This is a genomic window from Haloarcula nitratireducens, from assembly GCF_019599505.1.
Genome location: NZ_RKLT01000018.1, coordinates 43,751 through 65,397, shown reverse-complemented (window position 1 = coordinate 65,397; position 21,647 = coordinate 43,751). Strand labels below are relative to the sequence as shown.

Sequence of the window (21,647 nt, the reverse complement as noted above, 5' to 3'; positions counted from 1 at the left end):
GTCAAGAGTGAAAGTTGCGTCCCGGTTGTGACCACGGGACGCGGTGGTCTGCGCCCTCTCTCGCATGTAGGCGACGCGGACCATCACTAGCTGAAACAGCGTGCCTGAAAAGCGTATGGGTCAGTTATTCGAGACCGATCAGACGGCGGCCGACCCAACGTGAGAACAGAATCGCTACGATAAGCCCGACAAATTTGGGTGTCAGCGTTTCGAAGGCGAACAACGGGATAGCGACCGAAACGAGAAGGACGCCGATAAATAGAATGAATCCGACGATTCTTCGAGCTGCGAGTTCAACGACGTCGGCGGCGGACATTCAACCCTCACCTCTCTTTGCTTGGTCGCCAAGAAGATCGTCGAACACGGTGGCGAGCCCATCATCGTCTGGGCATGGCTTGTACCCAGTACTCCCATCGAGAGCGATGAAGAGGCGAGCGGCTAGGTCGTACGCCTCGTAGACTTCGATCTCTCGCCGACCAGCGACGTCTTTGATCGCGCCATGCAGCGCGTAGTCGATGTAATAGTGTGGTCGGATGCCGTCGTGTCTCGCCGTCATTGGTAAATTACTATTCAATTTGAACGCTCATAGTAGTTTGGACTAACTAGGTAGTTTTCGGACCAAACTTTTATTGCTAGTGAGTGTGTTGTCTAGAATAGGCGCAGGAGGTGTTGTGACCACCGATGATTCTGCGCCCTCTCTCGCACCATGTTCGAGCTATCGCTCCCCGGGAAACTAGGGGATACGGCAGCGCAGTTCGTCGACCGGCTTAACGCGGTCGAACGAAGCGTTCTTGATCAGCTATCCTTCCAGCAGGTGCGCTCTGTCGCGATCCTACTGGGAACGGCTGCAACGACCTCAGGAGTAGCGGCCGCACAGAGCGTGAGCGAAGTGGGAAGTGCCATGTGCGGGTCGGGCGTCGGCCAGCTCGTCGGTTTCGGGTTCATCGCCGGGTCGCTGTACTTTGTGCTGAAAGGCGTTGCAAAGGCCATGACCGCCATGGATAAGATGGGCTCGACGAAACAGCAGTCAGCCCGGGAAGGAAAGGAAGCAATGGCCGGCTCGGCCAAGACGTTCTCGGCGGCGTTCATTCCGGCTGTCGCCGCGGGTGTCTTCGAAGTGTTGGGCATCTCGACGGTCTCCTGCATGTCGCCGAGCCAGTGGAGCGTACTCATGACTGGCGTCACTACGCTTCCGCTCTAACGGAACCCGCCCGTGCCCGACACTCCTTCTGCACCAACGTCCGGAGACGCGCCTACACCGCCCTCGACAAATGCGACGAACGGGACGGCCAAAGACGCCGGTAGCGGCTTGCTGCCGTCGCCGAAAGAGGCCCTGACAGCGACAATCGAGTGGATAGTCAATTCAATCGTTGAGGGTGCGACGGCGTTCCTCGAACTGTTCAACAGGTTCGTGTTCGGTATCCGTCTCCCGGGACGTGCAGGTGAGGTTGCAACATGGGGCCCGCCGGAAGCGGGCCTCTGGTCGGGTGCGTGGGCGCTGTACTGGACACTCGTCCCATTGGCTCTCGCACTGCTCGTTTTCCAGGCGATGCGTGCGCAGGGAAGTCTCTCGGGACGAGAAACGAAAGCGAAACTCGGCGAGATTGGGAAGTGCGCCACTCTCATCCTCGCGGGCTGGCCTGTCGCGATTGGCGGCCTCTACCTTGCCGACGGTATTGCGATGGCGCTGGCTCCGGACGCTTCGGCGCTGCTGTCGACGCCCGGAAATATCGGCAAGCTTGGGCTCGGAATACTCGTCGGCGGCGCGCTCATCACGGCCCAGTCGGGATTAGTGCTGGTCGCTGTCGCGATTGTGTTCATCGAGCAGATCATCCTCATCGCGGCCGTCGCCGGCTGGCCGATCTGGTGGGGCCTTCGACCGTCGGACTCCGGGTTTGCGAACGCCGCGTCGGGAATCGGTCTTTCGATGTATGTCGGCGTCGCTGGCGCGAAGGTTGTCCAGGCCTGTATCGCCTTCTTCGTCTTTCACAGCGAGTGGTCGCTAGCTGGCGGCGCCGGTGACGCTGTGCTCTCACTACTGGGCTCGGCGGTTGGTCTTGGCGTGGCCTTCGTTGGTGTCCCGGTCGTCATCGGCCGCAACTTTGTCCCAGAGGTGATGACCGTCCTCGGGACACCGGGCGTCAAGGTTGCTGAATCATCGGCTAGCGTTGCGAGAGACAGGGCCGGTGGCGCAGCGGGGACAGCCAGTAACTACGCCTCGTCAGCCCGCTCACGGGCCGCGACGGCTGCTCCGTCGTCGGTTCCATCGCCGACATGGTCGAGAGGTAGCAGCGGTGAGGCCAGCGCTGCTCGGTCGGTCCCTGACGACTATACGCCCTCGCCGGAACCCGGCGCTAGACAGGCGTCCTCGCTATCGTCACCTAACAGCGCGCACTCGTCGAACAGTAATACGAACACAAGCAGGAAGCGACGTATCGAAGCCCTCAATGGGCGATACTAATCCTTCCACTTTTAGAAACCAATGAGTAACAACTCTCAATCAGCAAATCAGACACGCAAAGACCCCGGTCAGCTCGTCCCACCGCGCGTGGACACTGACCCAGAACTACTCGGCGACTACACGTGGAGCGACATGAAGGTCTACAGTCCAGCCGTGGCGTCGCTTCTCGGAAGTGGCGTTGGAATGGCGACGTCGTCGCTAACGCTCACTATCGGCGGCCTCGCTGGCGGTATCGGACTGGGCCTTACTGGAACCTACCTCCGAGTCTCTGATCGGGCCTACACGTCACCACGTGGCCGTCTCTCAGCGTGGTCGTCACATCTCCGGCGGCAGTACCTCGACAGTCCCGATGATGTCCTCGCCGATGTGACAGGCGTTCGTGGCGTCACCGAACGTGGCTTCCTCGCAATGGATGACGGCCGATTTGTCGCGCCGGTGCCGGTCGAACCGCGGAACACGGCGATGCTCGATGCCGACCAGCGGCACAGGCTTGCGGCGTCGCTATCCTCGGCAATCAACGAACAGCTGACCGACATCTCGTTTCGGTTCTACTCGACGACGCGAGAGGCCGATGTCGACGACGTAGCTGACCGCTACGAACAGCGCGCTCTGGACCCCGAGACGGACGCCCTACAACAGTCGGTGCTGCTTGACGTTGCCGACTGGCTGACTGAGGCCGATGCACCAAACTGGGAGGCCCGCGACTGGCGGCATTACGTCGTTGTCGAGGCTGATGCGAGTGTAGTGACGGGTACCGATGAGCCGTCGTTCATCGACATGCTGAATCCGCTGGCTGATACCGACGCGGTCTCTGACAGTGCGATTGAGGCGACGCTCGCCGACCGCGTCGGGACGGTGCGGGCGGCTATCGGGAGCGTCACGGGTTTAGAAACGCGCGACCCGACGCCCCACGAGTCGCTGACCGTAGCGCGCGAGTACTGGGGGCGCGATGACAACCTTCCTAACGAGCTGGTCGAGGATCTTGTCGGCGATCAAAACCACGGGCAAAACGAGGACCTCGCGGACCGTCTCACCCGAATAGTCGAACCCGAGACCTGGGATCCACGAAATGGATGGGTGCAAGTCGGCAACCAGTACGCAACGGCCCTCTGGCTGGCCGAATATCCCACGGAGACGGCGAGTCTCTGGCTCAAGGACCTTTGCACGCTTCGCGGTGTCGACGTCGATGTAACGGTCAACGCCAATCCGGTTCCGCTCGACGATGGTGTCCACGAAGCGGGAGCGAAGGCCGCAGATATCGGTTCCGAGGGAGAGGAACGAGCCGAAGAACGGGACATCACGGCGATGGATACCGAGACCGCTGGAGAGGCAACACGGAAGCTGCGAGAACTATTCCGACAGACTCCATCGCAACCGTGGCGGCTCTCGACCTACGTTGTCGTGCGGGCCGACGACCAGGATGCACTCGACGCGGCGACCGAGGAACTCGCGACGTTCGACGATGTTGAGGGAGCAAAGCGGCGGGCCCTACAGACCGCTCGCGAAACAGTGCGAGACACGCTGACCGGTGCACCGGCGAATACGACGCCCGTCACTCCTGGTGCTGCCCAAGAGTGTGCTTTCCGTGCAGCCTCGCCGCTGACGGGCGATCGATGGGACGCCGAGACGCCAGCGAAGAAAGACCGCCTCGTCCCGGGCGCTGTTATCGGCTCCATGTTTCCCTTCGCCGCTCTCGACCGACGCGAAGCGACTGGCATGGACTGGGGCAGAAACGAGGAGAACGGGTCACATTTCCGGCTCTCACCGTTCGAGCGTGGTGGCGGGCCACACATGCTGACCATCGGACAGACGCGGTCGGGCAAGACGTACTCGGCCAGCAAGGCAGCGCTGCGATGGTATCTCGAACGTGACGACCGGACGCTCATCGTGTGCGATACCCAACGCGGGTTCGACGGACTAACACAACTCTGCGATGGCGAGCATATTGTCGTCGATGGCAATCAGTCAGTCAACCCGCTTCGCATCGAACCCTCGCCGGATCACCGCGCCGAGGGCGCTGACGAGTTCCGTATGACTGTCGAGGAGGCTGTTGGATTTCTGGTCGGCTTGCTTCGAGCCGATGATGTCGCCGACGCCGGGGAGTACGCGCCGCTGTTGGCCCAAGCGGCCGAACGGACACTCACAAATGCGGGCATCGAACCAGGCCAGCCCGAGACATTTGATGCGGGGAACCCGAACCTCTCGGATCTTCTCGAGACGCTAACGGACATGACCTCGAACCCTGAGGAGTATACGATGGCCGATGGTGAGGGCCACGAAGGCGAGACGCACCTCGAACAGGTAGGTGAGCTCCTGACGAAACTTCGGTCGTTCCAGGAAGGTGGGAAGTACGCAAGTCTCCTCGGGGCCGATGAATTGGGACTGCTCGACGACGACGTCGATATGGCCTACCTCGACCTCCATGCCGTCGGCGGCAGCGATGACGCTGAGAAGTCGGCAAACCTCCAGTTGATGCTCTCACAGGTACGGGAGAAAATCAAGCAAACCGACGGTGAGGTCGTGTGCATGTTCGACGAGGCCCATGTGCTTCTCGACGCCGACCGGACGGCTGACTGGTTGCAGAAAGCAGCGCGGGAGTTCGCTCGGTATGACGCTTCGCTGTGGTTCCTTTCACAGTCGCCCAAAGACTTCGTGTCGGGAAAGGGTGAGACTGACGCTCGGGATACGATTCGGGCGCAGTGTTCGACAGTGCACTTCTTCCGCACGCCGCGGGTCGATGAAAACGTCCTCGCACAGTTCGGCCTCAACAACGCCCAGCGGGAGTTCGTGCAGGATATAGCCGTTCGTGGGAAGGAGGGTCGAGGGTACTCCGAGTGTCTCATCGATGCCGAAGATATCGAGGGCTGGATCCCGTGCTACGTCGAGGCGACGCCCTTGGAAGATCGAGTGCTCACTTACTCTCGGCGCAAGGCAGGAGGCCACGGCACGGCGAGAGAGGAGTTTATCGAACATATGACCGACGGAACGGCTATCCCCTCGAACGGCGAGAGTGACGACTCACAGCCTGCTGACGAAGCTGAAGTGAACGGGGGGCGAGAGTAATGGGCCTTCTCGACCGCTTCGCTTCGACGACTGACACGGAGACATCGGGCTACGAAACTACGCAGGTTGACGCTGACCTCGCCGAGGCGTTGACTTCACCGGGTGAGCGGGATGCAATCTCAGTGCGACCAAACCGTGACAATGGCGGGATAGAGGCGATGGACAGCGTCCTGGAGTCGCTGCATTCTGTCGAAACGTCGTCGGGCCTCCTCCGTGGTGGTGACGAGAACATTAGTCCGGCCCACTCGTTCGAAGTGCGATACACGCGACCCAACGACGGCGGCGACCGCGTGCTGTCGCTTCGCTACGTTGCCGGCGACGACCGAACGGATGGCCCTCTCGAACGACAACTGACCTCACAATATCCTGACTCACAACTCTCGCGAACTTGCTCTGAGTTACTCTCCGGGAGTGGTGTCGAGGGGCGACATATCGCCGGGGCGCGATTACAGCTCCGGCGCTACACGCTGTACCCGATCAAGAACGTGGACCTACCCGGGTTCACAACGGACCCAATGGGGAGTATCCTCGAAGAGATGGTCGGCCAGCAAGCCGAGGATGCGACCGATGCCGATGTTGTCGTCCAGATCCAGTTCAAACCTGCCCAGCGAGACTGGACAGACGGTATCGAGAATGGCCACGGCGTCCTCGACGGTAGTGACGAGCGAGTTCGGGGCGACCCGAGTATCAAGTCGCTAGCGATGAACCTTCGAGAACCGACGTTCGAGAAACAGTGGCGGCTGTTCACGCGGGAGACCATCGAATACCCGCCCTCGAAAGTCGAGAAGCAAGTAGCCAAACTTCTCGAAGAACAGCAAGGCCAGAAAGGCTGGCGGCTGTGCCTTCGTGTGTTCGCTATCTCCGACGATCCTGATGTCGCGATTTCCCGAGCTAGCAGCACCGCCGGGATGTTCCGAAATTTCTACGAGAACAACGCAGAGCAGACGTTCGTTCCCGACCCGCTCGACGGCCGCGAACTGCGCAACGTCGTCGAGAAAGCAGCCGAACGAGAGTGGGCTGACCACGGTATCGTCAAGGCCCAGCGGGAGGTGTCGGGCCTACTGAACGTCCCCGAGGCTGACCACGTTGCTACGAACAAGATGCGCTGGGCGATGTCCCGGCCAGGTGAGGGGACTCCGCCGGGAACGCCGCGTTTCGACTTCCAAGCTCATGACGTCGCTGGGGCTGACGATGACGTCCAGCAGGTCGCGATGCTCGATGAATCGTCAGTGGGCGACCCCTACTGGTACGGGTTCGGGAGTCGGCACGGCGTCGAAGCTGGTGTGACGCCAGAAACCCTCGAGACGCACCAGTTCGTCGGCGGCGGGACCGGGAAAGGAAAGACAACGTGGTTGGTCAACTTCGCTAGCCAGGTCATGCAGCGGGGGCATGGCGCGCTGATTTTCGACCCAAAGGGGAAAGATGCTGATGAGTTCGTTCGGGAGTGGCCCGACGACCGCGACCGCGAGGATTTCGTCTTTGTCGATCTCACCGACGAGTTCGAAAAGCAGGTCCGATTCAACTTCCTGGAAGTACCCAGCGATGCCGATCCCGACAGTCGGCAGTTCGCCTCGACTGTCGAAGCGCTGTGTGATGATCTCGCGAGTATGGTCGCACTCGCTGGCGGGCAAGACAACTACTGGGGTGCTCGGATGGACCGCGTCGTCCGGACGTTCATCCGTGGGATGGCGAAATCGGGCAAGACCTGTACGCTGCTCGATCTCGCGGCGCTCTGTACGGCCGAGGAGAACCGCGAGCGGTTCACCGAGTGGATGGATCGGGAACGGCTCCAGTTCATCAAGCGAACCGCTGAACGCATCGAGGGCTTCGACGACGCCGATCTCGAACCATTGGCAGGACGACTCGACCAGTGGATACAGAACGACGCGATTCGAGACCTGATAGCGGCGAGAGAGTCGACGGTCAGCATCCGCGATGTCGTTCGCGAGGGGAAAGTCGTCGTCGTGCGAAACGCCCCCTCCTCTGGAGAGACCGAGAAGCGACTGTTCGCGACAGCACTCATTCGTCGTGCCTGGGTTGCTGTTCGGGAGAACACCGACGCACCGCCGTTCTACGTTATCTGCGACGAATTCGATAGTATCGTCTCTGAGCGCACCGATATCGCGAGTATCCTCTCAGAAGCGCGGGCCTTCGAGTTCTGTCTGACCCTTTCGTGTCAGAACCCCTCGAATCAGCTTCCCGAACGAGTACAGAAGGCCATCGAGAACCAGTGCGAGACGTTCATCTCGTTCAATCCTGGCGGGCGCGATGATGCGCGCCTGATTGCCGGTCAACACTCTCGTGACGTCGAACAAGCGGATTTGACGAATCTCTCGAAGTATCGCTTCTACATGCGCACCCACGACGCCGATGACGAATTGACTCATTCGTACAAGGTCGATGCCTTCCCGCCGATTGGTGAGACACGAGAGCGGGCATCCGGTGAGGCGGGGCTGTCCGACGACGCCCTCCAGAAACTCAAACACGAGAGTGTCGAGCAGTACGGCGAAGAGGCCGAGTCACCTGCCCAACAGCGACAGGCGAGTCACTTCTACGGCGAAGGTGGTGACATCGAGACCGACAACGACGATATTCCTCGCGACAAGCAGGCCGGCGAACGAGCCGTACTGAAAGCCGTGTTCGACGAGAGTATCCATACCAACGGCGTCGAGACCGGCGGGTTCGTTCCGAAGGGCGACGCCGAGGCCCGGATACGGGACTACCTCGACGCCGAGGGCGATGGTATCGCCGACGTGTGGGACATCGTTGAGCGAGTCCCCGAGGATCTTTTCGACCGGGATCATCGCGATGGCGAAACCCACCTTCGGACGACTGACCGTGGCCAAAGCGAGGTATTCGCCAGCGGCGACGACGAGAACGCGGGCGGCCTCGAACACCGGCAGCTGCTTCGAGACAGCTACGTTCCGCTGACCCGCCTTGGTTTGTGCGTCGACATCGTCCAGCAGGATGGCAACGGTGATCTCCCCGATGCCCGCGCCACTCCCGAACCGATGAGAGACGTCGACGTCGAGGCGCTGTCACTGGCTGAGACGCGCGTGGTGGCCGAGAACTTCGCCGAAGACTACCCAACACTTGACCGGCTCACAGGCGGCGAGGACGTTGCTGTCGAGGCCGAGTGCGAGACGAGTACCAAGCCGGGCCAAACGATTAGGAACCTCGCACAGGCCCATGAATGCGGTGAACGGTGTTTATTCGTTGCACGGCCCGACGCCGCCCGGCGTGTCGAGGGCGCGCTCTCGGACCCCGCGCTCGTGCGTGCTGACGACGCTGAGGGAACCCACTTCTACAACCGACGGGACCTGCGAATTGACGGCGAGATCATGCTTCGACCAGACGGCGCTGAGAGCACTGTGTGGCGGTTCGACGCCGAGCGAGAGGCATACATCCTGGCTGACTCTGAGGACCGAGAGTTGGCTGTCTTCGATGATATTGCTGCTGTGTTCTCTGACGCCGACGCCTACCCTGCGACTACAGGTGACGTTGACGAGAGCGACGGTTGGCGGCGCGTCAAGAAGCCAGTGATTCCTGAGCGGCTATTCGACGGCGACCGCCCCGCTCACGATGAGTGGCATCTCGTCGTTCTCAATCCCGATGAAACCGCGGCTGCTCTCGCACTCCGAGAGAACGGTGACGTGACGCCGCTACGAAAGGTGGACAACGTTCCCGACGCTGAGGCCCTCGATGTCTCCGATGGGGCCCGCGCGCTGTACGATTGTCTCCTCGCCCACGGCGAGGCTGTCACTGTCTCCGAGGCTCACGACCTCGCGGCCAGCGACGGGCGGGATAGTCTCGACGTCTCCCGGCGCACAATCTCGAAGCGCCTCGACGAACTAGTTGATGCCGGCGCACTTGCCGAGGGTGACTATCGCGAACAAGCTGGGACCGAATATCATGTTTCTAAGAGATAACTACAGCTCTCGTCTGACCCTTTCGACCACGAGATTCGACCCCGACTAACCCACCTTCGAAGTGGCCTTCGAAGTGGAGTTTTCGCTATCGTCTCGAAACCCACTTCGAAGGGCCACCTCGAACCCTCTCGACCCCGCACCGTATGGTGATTCTTATCCACTTCGAAGCCAAATCCCCTACGACCCTCTATGTCCCCACTCTACCCGGAACTGACTCGACGCGACAATAGGGGGACACCCAACCATAGCGTGATACACTGAGGACACCCGAACGAATGTCAATACCTTGGACACCCAACATACTCGATCCACCTCGATACCAAGTGTGACGATAGCCCGATGACGGTCAGCTCGATGTCGCAACTGGCTCGAGTATAGCACCCGGAGACGACGTCAACCCCCAGCAACTATCTAATCAACGTAAGGGCCGACCGCTGGTTAGCATCGCGTGCATGGAGACTAGCCCACAGTCCAGAGCAAACAGCGGTGAGCGACGTAGTCACGAGATAGTTCGTTGATTCCGTCAACGTAGCGTGACTCTGCGTGGGTGGTTAGTCTGCAGACGGTAGTTTGAGCACGGATCGCATGCGTCGACGAAACCAGTTTCGCAGCCGTGTTCCCGAGTCAGTAAACACGAACGTTGCTGCGAGTCCAATCGAGGTACTCTGAAACCCAACGTCCACCCATGGCGTGACTGTAGCAAATAGTACAGGGGCGATACCAAGAACCAGCACTAGATTGAGAAGTAGTTCGGTAATAAAATACAACCCACTAGCCGAGAGCGAGGGATAGAAACCGCTGATCCAGAGCACGACCACAACAAGAGTTCCGAATAACAGTCCGATCCCCATCCGTGAGAGCGGAACGTCAGCAGGGATTGCAGCACTCAGATAAAAACCGAGACTCCAGAACGACGACCCGACGAGAACCCAGACCAGCAGTAGGTGGCCAACTGACGGAGTCCGTTCAGCTGTGGGCTTGTCTCCCCGCGGCTGGGTAGCGGAGTTTCTCATTACACTGTCATCAACACGAGTTACGCAAGAAGGTTCGGCATCGCGGCACGCAGTCTGCTCAGCTGCACAGTTTCTCTACCAGCTACTCCAGTGGGTTCTCGGTGCCAAAGCAGCCCTAGTATGTAGGCTTCTCGGACTCAATAGCAACCAATTGGCAGCGTAACCGAAATCGCAATCCTCTGCGCCCCCGACAGCGGTCTAATCGCGAGCCGAGAGGCTATTTGATTGGGATTGTATATCTGCTATCCCGATTGTTTGCGTGACGTCCGCGATTCTGTGACTGTAGTGAGCGACAGCGAATTCTCCGCAGCTCATGGGGATACTGCGGTAGTTCGTGCGCGCTACGGGCTCGACGTCTCCGATGGGTACGACGCTGATTTCTTGGGTGTTCCCAACATCAAGGATTGTGTGCTCGCCGAATAGGCTAGCAGCCTCCAGAAAACTGACGACGGCGTGAGGTCCTAGATCCGCATCAGTTCTACTACGAGGGCGGCAATGTCTGGGGTTCTGCTCTCCCAAGGATAGTAATCGCGTCGGCAAGTCTCCTCATCTGGCTAGCGAGAGGACTGTCGAGTGGCGATTCACGTATTGGGAATGTCGCCGGAGGCTGCGATTACCTACCGCTCTCTCCGGCGACAACAACTGACAGCGCAGGGAGTTCCATCGTCTCGACTGGTGGGGTGTCGGGCTATCATGTTGCCCATGGAGTGTCCAGACTGTGGTGACGACCTCGGATGTCTGGCGTCGCATTGGCGAGGATGTCGACGACATCGGCGATAATCTGCTCGTCGTCGATTATGGCGCGTCGCTGTCTACTGTTGAGTATCGAACCCGGGAGTTTGTTGGTTCGTGACTGTAACGGCGTCTTTCGACGAGTCAACAGGCCTGACAGCCGCCGATCGGGTCATCGCCGGGCAAACTCGATTACGTGCAGAAGAGGACGTTTCAGGAGCCGTTTGACGACGCTCGCTCGTTTCAGTCACGTCGGAGTGGCTGTAAGTCCTCACAGACACGCTCGACGACAGACGCTGTGTTTTCTGTGGCTGCCACGAGATCGTCCTCCTGTTCGTAGTGTGCTAGTGCTGCATCTACTAAGCGAGGCACATGCGTATGATAGAGGGAGAGATAGATTCGTTTTACTTCCTCACCCGATAGCTCAGCAACAGTCGCTTCGTGTTCACGTTCGGCGACGAGTTCGGCTACATCTGGAAGTGGTAGCGTCTGATGTTCTTGGAGATAATAGAGCGTAGTCCGCCGTCGGTTGTCTGCAAGGGCAGTTAATATCTTGTCCAAACTACACATTGGCGTTGATTATCTTGAGATGTTACAAATATATTTCGACTAAGATTGGTAGATTGTGCATAGAAATTGTGGGTAGTGTCGTCCGAAGTTGTCTGTAGCTAGCAGACAATGGCTGGTCCGGGCTCGCTGTTGGTTCTACAACTGTAATATTCCGAAGCGATCACACAGCGATTCAGGGACTTCCATAAATTGTCTCGAATGGTTCTGCAAGTTCTTCTAAGCGTTTCAGGATGTGGGACTCATCACATCCGTGTGACTCAGTAATCTCGCTGGGCGCTCTCGGGGACTGCGGCTACCAGACAGCGGCGGTGGTAGCGTCAGCAGTGATCTCCTCGATATCGGCTGCGTGTGTTGTTGTCGGAAGTTGGTAGTGAACCTGGATGTTTGGTGGGTCACGACAGCGACGGTGTCTGTCGCTAAGTCGGCAGGCGCAACAGCCGCCGACCGGCACTCCTATAGGTAGTTTTGCTGGCGTCGACGAATGCTAATTGGGACATCAGTAGCAGTGGAGCTTCAACCGAGTCGCCTCGGCATCTCTCTGACGAGGGTCACAACGTGGCAGTCGCCGAGTTCGATCGCGGTTCAGTTCCAGTCGGCGCCGCCCACAAGTGGCGCAACATGTAACAGCAGTGGTCCTGTACAACCGAGTATGGCAGCCGACGACGCACCCGAGGAAACAAAGGTCAGCGACCGTGGAATGGTGACGATTCCGGCGTCGCTTCGCCGGCGTCTCGACATCGAACCGGGCGACAAACTTCGCTGGGATGCCGACGACGAGGGGAACCTCTCGGTGGAGGTCGTCAAGCAAAATTACGGTGCGTTCGACGATTTTGAGCCGGTCCCGATGGGTGGCGATGGGTCGGAGACACACGATCTCGGCGGGTATGAGGACGATGCCGCTTTCTCGGAGTCCAAGTGATGGCGGTTGCGGTCGTCGATACGGGTGTTCTCATCGGGATGGCAGATACCGAGGACCAGCATCACGACGTCGCGATGGGGATCGTCCGTGGCATGGATCACGGCGAGTTGCCGACGGGACGGGTAACGAACTATATTCTCCTGGAGACGCTGAACTGGATTCATAGTCGGAAACGTCACGGGACGGCTATCGAGACGTATCGACGACTGAATCAGTCCGCTGGGTTCGAAGTCCTGCAGGCAGCACAGAAAGATTTCACCAGTGCGGTTTCGCTGTTCGAAACATATGATGGGCTCTCCTTTGGGGATGCGACTATCGTTGCGTACATGCACCGAGAAGAGATCGAGTATCTCTACTCGTTCGACGACGACTTCGATGTGATTGAGGATATCACTCGGTTAGCGACACCGGCGAATCCGTTTAGTTGAGGTGGCTGGTAGCGTGTCCCGTTCTCGTTATTCTCCGAATCTGATATTTTGGCTATTCACGCTAGTTTTGCTGTGATTGTGGTCGGCCTGTGGAACGCACTGGTTTCACACCTGTACCCCACCCTTCCTTTGGACGATTTTGGAGGTACAGAAGTCGATATGACAGCCATAAAATTCCGAAGCACGGTGTAGGGCTGGATTGCGGCCGTAACATCCAGCCTCAGGATTTCGTCGTGGGTCTTGGATTCGTGGATGCAGCCTTAGAGCGTCTTAAACTGGTGAATATTGCACTTAGGTATGCTAATTATGGATTTGTTACGATTCCAACCTTAGGTTTCGAAGTTCGTGTTACTATTCCAACCTTAGGATTGGCGGCCGAAAACCGCTAAGACGGCCGATTTACTGCCGGAGCGCTCTGTTATCCAGCCTCAGGATTGGCTTGTTTTGTTGTGAGGATTGTAATCGCTGTACTTCTCTGAATTGTTATAGGACGAGGCTGTTTGCGGTCGGTCAGCAAGCGAAAGCGACGCAGTGAGGCTGCGACCAGTAATCCGCTACTGCCATGCATTAGATCGGCGTCTGGACAGTCCAGGTATGGGATGACACAGTGGGGGGTGAAGTTCAATGGGGTTACTGCAGTCTGTGTCTCACTGCATGATTCACGCTCCATCTCTCCTCACCGTCGTAGTTCGCCGATCGATCACGGGACCAGAGTAGATCCTCGTCTGGTGTCTCGACGTTGGTCGGTTAGTCGTCCGTGGTTGCTGTGTCGAGGTTGTCGAGAAGGGTATCAAGATGAGTCACTGCTGATCGTAGGTTGTGGCCGCCGCTCATTCAGTGACGTCCTGTTTCCTTCTTGACGTTGTGCAAGTACTGTTTCTGTGTAGGAATGGCTGCGCATCTGCTAACCAACAGTGGGCGGTATATCCTTCGCATTGTTGGTTAGCTAGCGTCTCCCCACGCAAAAGGGTCAAAGCGAAACTGGAGCGATCCCCAGTTGTTTATGACGTCAATGCTGGGCGCCTTACCCTCGTTGTTGGAGAGTATTCGCCCTATCGAGAGACCGTCGAGTGTGGGAACGCGAGCTACGAGTTCCGGTGTGTCGTGACGGTTACCGAGGGGCAACCACGCGTCATCGAGGTAACCTACGATACGCCAGAGAGCGACGACCACGTTTTCACCATCGAGCGAGAGTGAATCGATAATACCGAGGTGGCGTCGCTGGCGAGTGGACACAGTGCCTTGTGGTTGGGTTACACAAACACAAGGTGGGGACGGTAACTATCAACGTTCGAGACGACGTTTATGCGATGGTGAGTCCCTGCTCGGCTTCGAGCAGTTCATGGTAGCGGTTGCGGATGGTGACTTCTGAGATGTCGGCGACCTCGCTGACGGCCATCTGTGTCACCTTCTCGTTGGTCAGCAGCGAGGCGGCGTACACCGCGGCCGCGGCGAGCCCGACTGGCGATTTCCCGGAGTGAACGCCTTGCTCCTTGGCATTCTGGAGTAACTGGCGAGCGCGATGTTCGGCCTCATCGGAGAGTTCGAGATCCGAGGCGAATCGGGGGACATAACTCTCGGGATCAGCGGGTTTGATTTCCAAGCCGAGTTCGCGGACGACGTAGCGGTAGGTCCGGGCGATCTCGCTTTTCTCGACGCGGGACACTTCGGTGATCTCGTCGAGCGAGCGTGGGACGCCAGCCTGTCGGGCGGCGGCGTACACCGAGACCGTCGCCACGCCCTCGATAGAGCGGCCGGGCAGGAGATTCTCGTCTAAGGCGCGGCGGTAGATGACGCTGGCCGTCTCGCGGACGTTCTTCGGCAGGCCAAGCCCGGAGGCCATGCGGTCGATTTCGCCCAAAGCCTGCTTGAGATTACGTTCTTTCGAGTCGCGGGTGCGGAAGCGCTCGTTCCACTTGCGCAGGCGCTGCATTTTCTGGCGTTGCTTGCCCGACAGCGAATTGCCGGAGGCGTCCTTGTTCTGCCAGCTGATGTTAGTCGAGAGGCCCTTGTCGTGCATCATGTTCGTCGTCGGCGCGCCGACGCGGGACTTCTCGTCTTTCTCGTTGGCGTTGAAGGCGCGCCACTCCGGGCCGCGGTCGATCTCATCTTCCTCGACGACGAGGCCGCAGTCCTCACAGACCGTCTCGCCATGTTCGTCGTCTACGACGAGCGTGCCGGAACACTCCGGGCAGGCCGTCGAGGTGGATTCCGTAGTCTGTTCGTCTTCGTCGACTCGCTGTTGCGTTTGTGTGCGTTCGCTCATTGGTTGCGAAGGCGAGGCTCACCGGGCAGTGGGACCGACCGTAGACCCCCGGCAGCAATCGGTAAGAATGTCTTCGTCCGAAAGTCATGTAGTTCTTGTGGTACTGTACCGAGAGTGGACGGTTCGAGCTATGAGGCGCATGTTTGTGTATTAGTACGCGACCATTCAAGTAGCGATTATAATGAATCATCCGGGAGGTCCGGCTATGATTCTCCGCCACTCGCTACCGAACGCGAATTACGGACTGGAACTGCGATGTTGCAGTTCTGTACCGAGAGCATCAATCCGGATTTCGACATGCCGCGGGCCCACCTTAACGATGAACCCTAGCAAAAGTGGGTTGATCCGCATATTGTCGAGTCGGAGCGGTTGACCACGAATCGGCGGAACAATGTCCGGCTCAAACAGCTGGGAGAGTTATTGGAGCAATTGTTCGATTCGGAAAGTCCTGGCATAGTTTTGCGTGTTGAGTCATTCTACGATGGCGTTTCGGAGCGACTCCTCGGCTCGGCGGCGGTCGTAATTATCGAGGAACAGATCCGCGAACCGCTCGACAAAGACGGCCGATCGGCCGCCGACATGGGGCGTAATGATGACATCCTCTAACTCCCAGAGTGGCGACTCGGGAGGAAGGGGTTCAGTCTCGAAGACATCGAGGCCCGCACCACTAATGTCGCCTGCTTCGAGTGCATCGACGAGGGCCGCCTCATCTACGATCGGGCCACGGGCAACGTTCACCAGGACAGCTGAGTCGGGAAGGGCGTCGAACGCGGCGGCGGCAACCATGCCTCGTGTGTCCGGGGTGAGCGGCACTGTCAAAACGAGCAAGTCTGTCTCGGGGAGTACCGATCGCCAATCGTCCGACGCGATGACGCGTTCGTCCGCGAGGACACCCTCGTAGTCGTCGGGGGACCGTTTCGTGCCGTAGACGTCCATCCCGAATGCGAGGGCGCGCTCTGCGATTGTGTTCCCAATACTCCCGAGACCGACGATGGTCATCGTCTTTCCTGTCCAGTCGGTGAGCGCTGTACCGTGTTCGCGTTGCCAATCGTGCTCGCGCTGGCTGTCGATGAACGTCGGGAGACCTCGCGAGAGCGCGAACGCCAGCGCAAAGACGTGTTCGCTCACCGCGGCGTCGTAGTTGCCGGTGGCGTTTGTGAATGTAATACCGCGTTCCCGGAACGTTTCGACGGGGAACGCCGTGTAGCCCGAACTCGTTGCCTGCACCCAGTCGCCGCGGTCGAGCCCGGCAAGGAATCGGTCTTCCCAACCGCTTGGATTCGTGACGAACACATCCGCGTCTGGAAGCGCCAGCAGTGCTTCCTCGGACGTATCGACGCCGCGAACGGTCAGCCCTGCCCGCTGGTTCATGAGGTATTTAGAAATAGGTAGGTCGTGGTAGACGAGAACGGTAGTCACATCGCTCCATTGTTTGAAGCCGGCCAAAAGGATATCGCTACTCGTATACAGGAGTTGCCAGCACGATAGCACTGTCAGGAGTAGCAGCCGATGCTATCGTCTGTTGGACGACACACAGACCGTCACGAGTTCTGCGGCTCGTCAGACAGCGATCACCGTGTCTTCGCGATGCAATCGATGGTCGACCAAGCAACGAACGTCGCCGAGACGAGACCAACACCGAACCCAAGGGTACCTTTGACGATCCCTGCCACGAGAAGACTCCCTACTGCAAGGAGTAGGATAAGGGGGCGAAGCTCGGGGAGCAGCATCGTCGTGATAGCCGCTTCTGTGGTCGCCCTGTTGAAGCTGCCGGCGTCCTCTCTTGCAGACACTTTGTCAGTCAAGCACTCTCTGTCTGGATTCAGCGAGAGAATCCCGCCGTTCACGGCGCGGAGGATGTCACTGCCGTGCAAGGGTGAGCGCTGTGTCGATATCCCCGGACCAGGGGTTTCCGTGTCCGGGCAAGAGTGTTACCGGTCCTAGACCTTCGAGACGAGCGAGCGACGCCTTGGCCTCTTCGTGGTTGTCGTCGGCGAACTCGAGGAGTTGTGGATCACCTTCTTGTTGGGTGAAGATATTCCGTGTAGCGAGGACGTCACCACAGAAGAGGACATCACGGTCTTCGACGAACAACGCACATGACCCGGCGGTGTGGCCAGGCGCGAAGATCACACGTGGCTCGCCTGGCACCGGGAGGACATCCCCGTCGGTGAGCGGTTCAACATCGGCAAGCGACTCGACGGACCTGACACCGTCGCGGAGCATCTCAAGGGCGTAGGCGAAAAACCGCGGCCGCCAGAGGTTTCGGAGATACCAGCTGGGAGGACTCTGGGGATGGCTGCGGAGGCGAGGCACGTCGTCGGGATGACAGTAGACAGGAACGCCCCGGTCGGCCAAGGTCTTGGCGAAGCCGACATGGTCTACATCTGCATGTGTCAGCACGAGCGCGGCGACATCGTTGAGTTCGTAGCCGTTGTCGTCGAGCCACTGGTCGAGCTGCGACCAGTGGGCGGGGAGGCCTGCGTCGATAATCGTTAGTTTTGCATTCGCTTCGAGGACGTACCAGTTGATCCGATGGGTACCGAATCGGTAGACGCCCTCAGCCACTTTGCGATTCGTGGCTCCCGTTTTGTCGCCCGTCTGAGAGCGGCTCATAGTCTCTCTTCGATGGCGTGATAAATAGCAATGTACGTCCGACGCCGGAATGCCATAGAGTGCTGGGTATACTACACTTGCAGTAGTCATCTGTACGGCGTTCGATGGCGCACCGTAGCCGTAGTCCTCGTCCCGATGCTGTACGGCAATATTCTCAACACGGGAAAGTCCTTGTGACACTTGGTGTAGTAGAGGGGGAACCTGATAGTGTAGCCGCCACTGCGTCGTCTGAGCGGACGCTGACTCGCTCTTCGTTGCACGAGGGGGGACGGGCCATCATTAAGCATCGCCATTGTCCAGCAGTTCAGAACATGGCCGACGCCGACAATCCAGCTGCTCGTCTAATCACCGAGAACGAACTCAAATTACCCAAATTGTCGACGCCGTCGCCGAAGCAGAAAACGCCGAGGCGATCGAACTCGAGCCGCCATTGGCAGAGGTCATCGATCCAGATGCACTCGAAACGCTCATCGAGATATGACAGCGTCTGCACTCTCGTTTCGGTTCGCGTATCGTGGACACGACATTGTCGTCGACGAGGGCGGTCACGTCCAGATCGACTCAAGCAGATTACCATTTCTCTCACCGTACTTCACCGAATAGCGCCTCAGCAGCGCCGTTTGGTTACAATTGATACTCGGCGATGAGACCAGCCATGTGTATGCCTGCTCAAGTTGTTCCGCAAAGGCAGGTATAGGAGGAGGTCAGCCCCCGTAACCCTCTCCCTCAATTGGGCCGCTGAATACGCCGTAGAGAAACTTGAAGTACCATAGTACCAGCAGTAACACCGGGAATCCGAGGACAGTTACGAGGTTTAGCGCCAGCGGCGACACGACTGCTTCCCTAACTAGAAGCCCGGTCGACGGATAGATCGCAGGGTATAGCAGAATTGCGACCAAAATCGTCAATAATGTGGGGAGCGCTAGCGCGCTCGCCAGCCAGGCCCGGTACTGGCCGCGTATGGCCAGCAAGCTCCCACCCAGCCCCATGGTGACCGAGAGGACGACGACTACAGCCACGGGAAGCGAGAGGACCGTGTCGGCAGCGCCGCCCGCGTCGGTCAGGACGACAGTTCCAAGCAGCACGACCACCCCTACAAGGTACACTAGTGTTGCGCCGATGCCGTACGCACGCAGTTCCGACGCCAGGTCGGGCTCGGTTTTGGCCGCGAGGAATGCCGCACCCGTGATGATCGAGACGGCGACCAGCCCGACGCCAGTCAGCACCACTGGCACCGTCGCGCCGCCGAACAGCCAGCGGCCGGCGAGCATCCCAAACAGTAGTGGGGCGATCACGCTGCCGCCGATGAAGGCGTAGTCTGCGTAGCGCTTCCAGCGTAGTTCGTCGCGCTGCTCGCGAAGTTCCGGGCCAAGTCCTCGGAACACTAACGCGAGAACGAACCCGATTGCGAGCAGGTAGTTGTCCGCGAGGAGGCGAGAGTAAACCCGCGGGAATGCCGCCAGTAGCATCGTCCCGAAGGCGACCAGCCACACCTCGTTAGCGTCCCAGACCGGGCCGAACGCCGACAGGAACGTCTCCCGCTCGTGTTCGTCCGTTCGGGTCGCGTACAGCATTCCGATGCCGAAATCGAATCCGTCGAGGACGACGTACATCCCCAGTGCGAACAGCACGGCACCAAACCATATCTCCGGTAGCGATTCGACGAGGTAGGCGTCGACGGGCAACAGCGGGTTAGTCATCGCTACTCACCCACGGAATCGGACCGCGCCAGCGGCCCTCACTCGACTCTTGGACGCCGAGCGTTTGGAGTTCTTCCCGGACTAGCCACTTCAGGATGTACAGCGCAGTCAGCATCAGCCCGACGTAGAGCACGACGAACGCAACCAGGGTCAGTGTCGCCTCGGTCCCGGTGAGCGTCGATGACACCGCCTCGCTCGTCTTGAGCTCGCCCTGAATGACCCACGGCTGCCGGCCGATCTCGGTGACGTACCAGCCGGTGAGCAACGCAGCGTAGCCGAACGGCGATGCAGCGATCATCGCCTTCAGGTAGCGTGTGCTGTCAGACAGCCGCCCGCGGTACGTGAGGTAACCGCCCCACAGCGCCAGTCCGATGAACAGGAACCCGAGCCCGACCATGAAGCGGAACGACCAGAACACGAGTGCTACGGGGGGGTTCTCCTCGTACTCATTCAGTCCGATGACCTCGGCGTCGAAGTCCCCGCCACTAGCAAGGAACGACCCGACTGCGGGGAGGCTCACAGTGACGAGGTTCTCGGCTCGCGGATCGGTAAGTGCCTCGGGGGACTTGGGAAATGCGAGCAGGTGCAGGTCGGCCTGCCCCGTCTCGTAGTGGGCCTCCATCGCGGCGAACTTCTGTGGCTGGGTGTCCGCGACGTGGCGGCCGTAGGCATCGCCATGGACCGCCTGGAACGGTGCGGAGACGATTAGGAGTACGACAGCCAGCTTGAGTGCGGTGTTCCAAGCTTCAGCGTCAGGCTTTTTCCAGACGATGTACGCTGAGACGCCCGCGACCAGCAGTGCGACCGAGATCACCGACGCGTTCATCATATGGACGTACATCCAGGGCATTCGCGGGGTGAGGAACGCGGCGACCGGGTCGGTTAGTTTGGCGACCTCCACCCCGTTGCGGGTGACCATCTCGTAGCCCCGTGGGGTCTGCATCCAGGCATTGACGATCAGGATCCAGAACCCCGACAGCCAGGCGCCGAAGCCGACGAGCACTGACGAGATGATATATGTTCGGTCCTCAACGCGGTCGCGGCCGTACAGCAACACGCCGAGGAAGACGGCCTCCAGGAAGAACGCCATCTTCGCTTCGAAGGCCAACGGGCCGCCGATCAGTTCACCGGCCACCTCGGCGAACTGTGGGAAGTTCGTGCCGAACTGGAAGCTCATCGGGATCCCGGTGACTGTACCCATCACGAAGCCGGCGGCGAATACCTTCACCCAAAACGAGCGCAATCGCGCATACCGCTGCTCAGTCGTCTGCACATCTTTCCACGTGAAGTAAATAATAAATGGAGCAAGTCCGATCGAGAGAGACGCGAAGATGATGTGAACGGAGATTGTCCATCCGAACTGCATGCGGCTCGCGGTCTCTGGAGAGAGCAACGCTACCCACCCCAGGTCGGCGGCAAACAGCAGTGTCGTTAGACTCATACGCCAGACGATACGGGACACTAGCTAATGAGAAGTCATCCGATTCCCAGTTTTCGACATTCAACACAATCCTTTTGTTAGTAGAGAATCCGGTGTGGTCGTGGTTTTTGCTCGCCGCCTGGCTCTTCCGAATCACAGCATTCACGCCGCGCCAAGAGTGGCTCGCAACCGCCGCGATCGCCACTGTTCCCGGTCTGGGCCGACCCGTGGGCCGTCGAACGCCGGGACGTCCCCCGCCGCGATCGCCACTGTTCCCGGTCTGGTCGTGGTCGGAGTCGTTACCACGTTCTTCGTAGCGGTTCTCGGACTCGCATTCTGGCCCCGGGAACGGCAGGCAAAAGGAGAGTTTCGTGAAGGTGATCCAGAAACGTGGAAAGAGGAGACGAACGACGATGGCTGACGTTGGAAACTCAGCACCAGCGTACGGTTCGTGAATCTCGATACAGCGAGATCAGCGGATTCCCAATGTATGGGAAACCGACGCATGTTCTTCTGACTACTCCTCCTCG

The 21,647-nt window shown here is 59.2% G+C and carries 17 protein-coding genes; 8 read left to right on the top strand and 9 right to left on the bottom strand.

The annotated features are described in order from the left end of the window. Positions 1 to 124: 124 nt before the first annotated feature. Together EGH23_RS21140 and EGH23_RS21135 are read right to left on the bottom strand one after the other, a co-directional pair. Entirely contained in the window at positions 125 to 316 is a 192-nt protein-coding gene (locus EGH23_RS21140) for a hypothetical protein (RefSeq protein ID WP_220581972.1), read from the bottom strand. After that, positions 317 to 556 (bottom strand): hypothetical protein, encoded by a 240-nt coding sequence (locus EGH23_RS21135; protein ID WP_220581971.1) that lies wholly within the window; start codon positions 554 to 556, stop codon positions 317 to 319. Positions 557 to 706: 150 nt separating this feature from the next. On the opposite strand from EGH23_RS21135, the gene EGH23_RS21130 reads away from it, so the two are divergent. The 5 genes from EGH23_RS21130 (at position 707) to EGH23_RS26930 (ending at position 11,319) form a co-directional block, all read left to right on the top strand. After that, on the top strand, positions 707 to 1,201 hold the full coding sequence (locus tag EGH23_RS21130; RefSeq protein ID WP_220581970.1) for a hypothetical protein: 495 nt from the start codon (positions 707 to 709) through the stop codon (positions 1,199 to 1,201). A 108-nt stretch (positions 1,202 to 1,309) separates the two neighbouring features. Beyond that, positions 1,310 to 2,461, top strand: a complete 1,152-nt coding sequence (locus EGH23_RS21125) for a TrbL/VirB6 family protein (protein WP_220581969.1) — start codon at positions 1,310 to 1,312, stop codon at positions 2,459 to 2,461. A gap of 87 nt (positions 2,462 to 2,548) precedes the next feature. After that, complete coding sequence (locus EGH23_RS21120) at positions 2,549 to 5,524, top strand: VirB4 family type IV secretion system protein (RefSeq protein WP_220581968.1); 2,976 nt, start codon at positions 2,549 to 2,551, stop codon at positions 5,522 to 5,524. Beyond that, entirely contained in the window at positions 5,524 to 9,453 is a 3,930-nt protein-coding gene (locus EGH23_RS21115; protein ID WP_220581967.1) for a DUF8128 domain-containing protein, read from the top strand. Before EGH23_RS21120 ends, EGH23_RS21115 begins: the two co-directional genes overlap by 1 nt. Before the next feature lie 1,731 nt (positions 9,454 to 11,184). After that, on the top strand, positions 11,185 to 11,319 hold the full coding sequence (locus EGH23_RS26930) for a hypothetical protein (RefSeq protein WP_268899495.1): 135 nt from the start codon (positions 11,185 to 11,187) through the stop codon (positions 11,317 to 11,319). A gap of 122 nt (positions 11,320 to 11,441) precedes the next feature. Here the strand turns inward: EGH23_RS26930 and EGH23_RS27285 are convergent, their stop codons facing one another. After that, positions 11,442 to 11,768, bottom strand: coding sequence for a DUF7344 domain-containing protein (locus tag EGH23_RS27285; RefSeq protein WP_425433256.1), 327 nt, complete (start codon positions 11,766 to 11,768; stop codon positions 11,442 to 11,444). Positions 11,769 to 12,417: 649 nt separating this feature from the next. Between EGH23_RS27285 and EGH23_RS21110 the strand changes: the two genes are divergently transcribed. After that, a complete protein-coding gene (locus EGH23_RS21110; protein ID WP_135305995.1) occupies positions 12,418 to 12,687 on the top strand; it encodes an AbrB/MazE/SpoVT family DNA-binding domain-containing protein in 270 nt (89 codons plus the stop codon). Beyond that, complete coding sequence (locus EGH23_RS21105; RefSeq protein WP_220581966.1) at positions 12,687 to 13,115, top strand: type II toxin-antitoxin system VapC family toxin; 429 nt, start codon at positions 12,687 to 12,689, stop codon at positions 13,113 to 13,115. The genes EGH23_RS21110 and EGH23_RS21105 overlap by 1 nt, the downstream gene beginning before the upstream one ends. Before the next feature lie 1,303 nt (positions 13,116 to 14,418). Here the strand turns inward: EGH23_RS21105 and EGH23_RS21100 are convergent. From EGH23_RS21100 to EGH23_RS21085, 4 genes are all read right to left on the bottom strand, one after another. Beyond that, complete coding sequence (locus EGH23_RS21100) at positions 14,419 to 15,381, bottom strand: transcription initiation factor IIB (protein WP_220581965.1); 963 nt, start codon at positions 15,379 to 15,381, stop codon at positions 14,419 to 14,421. A 471-nt stretch (positions 15,382 to 15,852) separates the two neighbouring features. Next, positions 15,853 to 16,800: a D-2-hydroxyacid dehydrogenase gene (locus EGH23_RS21095; protein ID WP_220581964.1), complete on the bottom strand. Its 948-nt coding sequence runs from the start codon at positions 16,798 to 16,800 to the stop codon at positions 15,853 to 15,855. A gap of 152 nt (positions 16,801 to 16,952) precedes the next feature. Further along, a complete protein-coding gene (locus tag EGH23_RS21090) occupies positions 16,953 to 17,255 on the bottom strand; it encodes a hypothetical protein (RefSeq protein ID WP_220581963.1) in 303 nt (100 codons plus the stop codon). Next, on the bottom strand, positions 17,242 to 17,949 hold the full coding sequence (locus EGH23_RS21085) for an MBL fold metallo-hydrolase (RefSeq protein WP_220581962.1): 708 nt from the start codon (positions 17,947 to 17,949) through the stop codon (positions 17,242 to 17,244). Before EGH23_RS21085 ends, EGH23_RS21090 begins: the two co-directional genes overlap by 14 nt. 340 nt (positions 17,950 to 18,289) lie before the next feature. Here EGH23_RS21085 and EGH23_RS27280 point away from each other — a divergent pair, with 340 nt between their 5' ends. After that, the gene (locus EGH23_RS27280) at positions 18,290 to 18,478 is read left to right on the top strand and encodes a HalOD1 output domain-containing protein (protein ID WP_220581961.1); all 189 of its coding nucleotides are present in this window, start codon (positions 18,290 to 18,292) and stop codon (positions 18,476 to 18,478) included. 223 nt (positions 18,479 to 18,701) lie between these two features. Here EGH23_RS27280 and EGH23_RS21075 read toward each other — a convergent pair whose 3' ends face one another. Both EGH23_RS21075 and EGH23_RS21070 read right to left on the bottom strand, forming a co-directional pair. Continuing rightward, positions 18,702 to 19,697, bottom strand: coding sequence for a cytochrome d ubiquinol oxidase subunit II (locus tag EGH23_RS21075; protein ID WP_220581960.1), 996 nt, complete (start codon positions 19,695 to 19,697; stop codon positions 18,702 to 18,704). Beyond that, positions 19,690 to 21,138 carry a cytochrome ubiquinol oxidase subunit I gene (locus tag EGH23_RS21070; RefSeq protein WP_220581959.1) on the bottom strand — a complete coding sequence of 483 codons (1,449 nt, stop codon included), beginning with the start codon at positions 21,136 to 21,138 and terminating at the stop codon, positions 19,690 to 19,692. Before EGH23_RS21070 ends, EGH23_RS21075 begins: the two co-directional genes overlap by 8 nt. Positions 21,139 to 21,647: the final 509 nt, after the last annotated feature.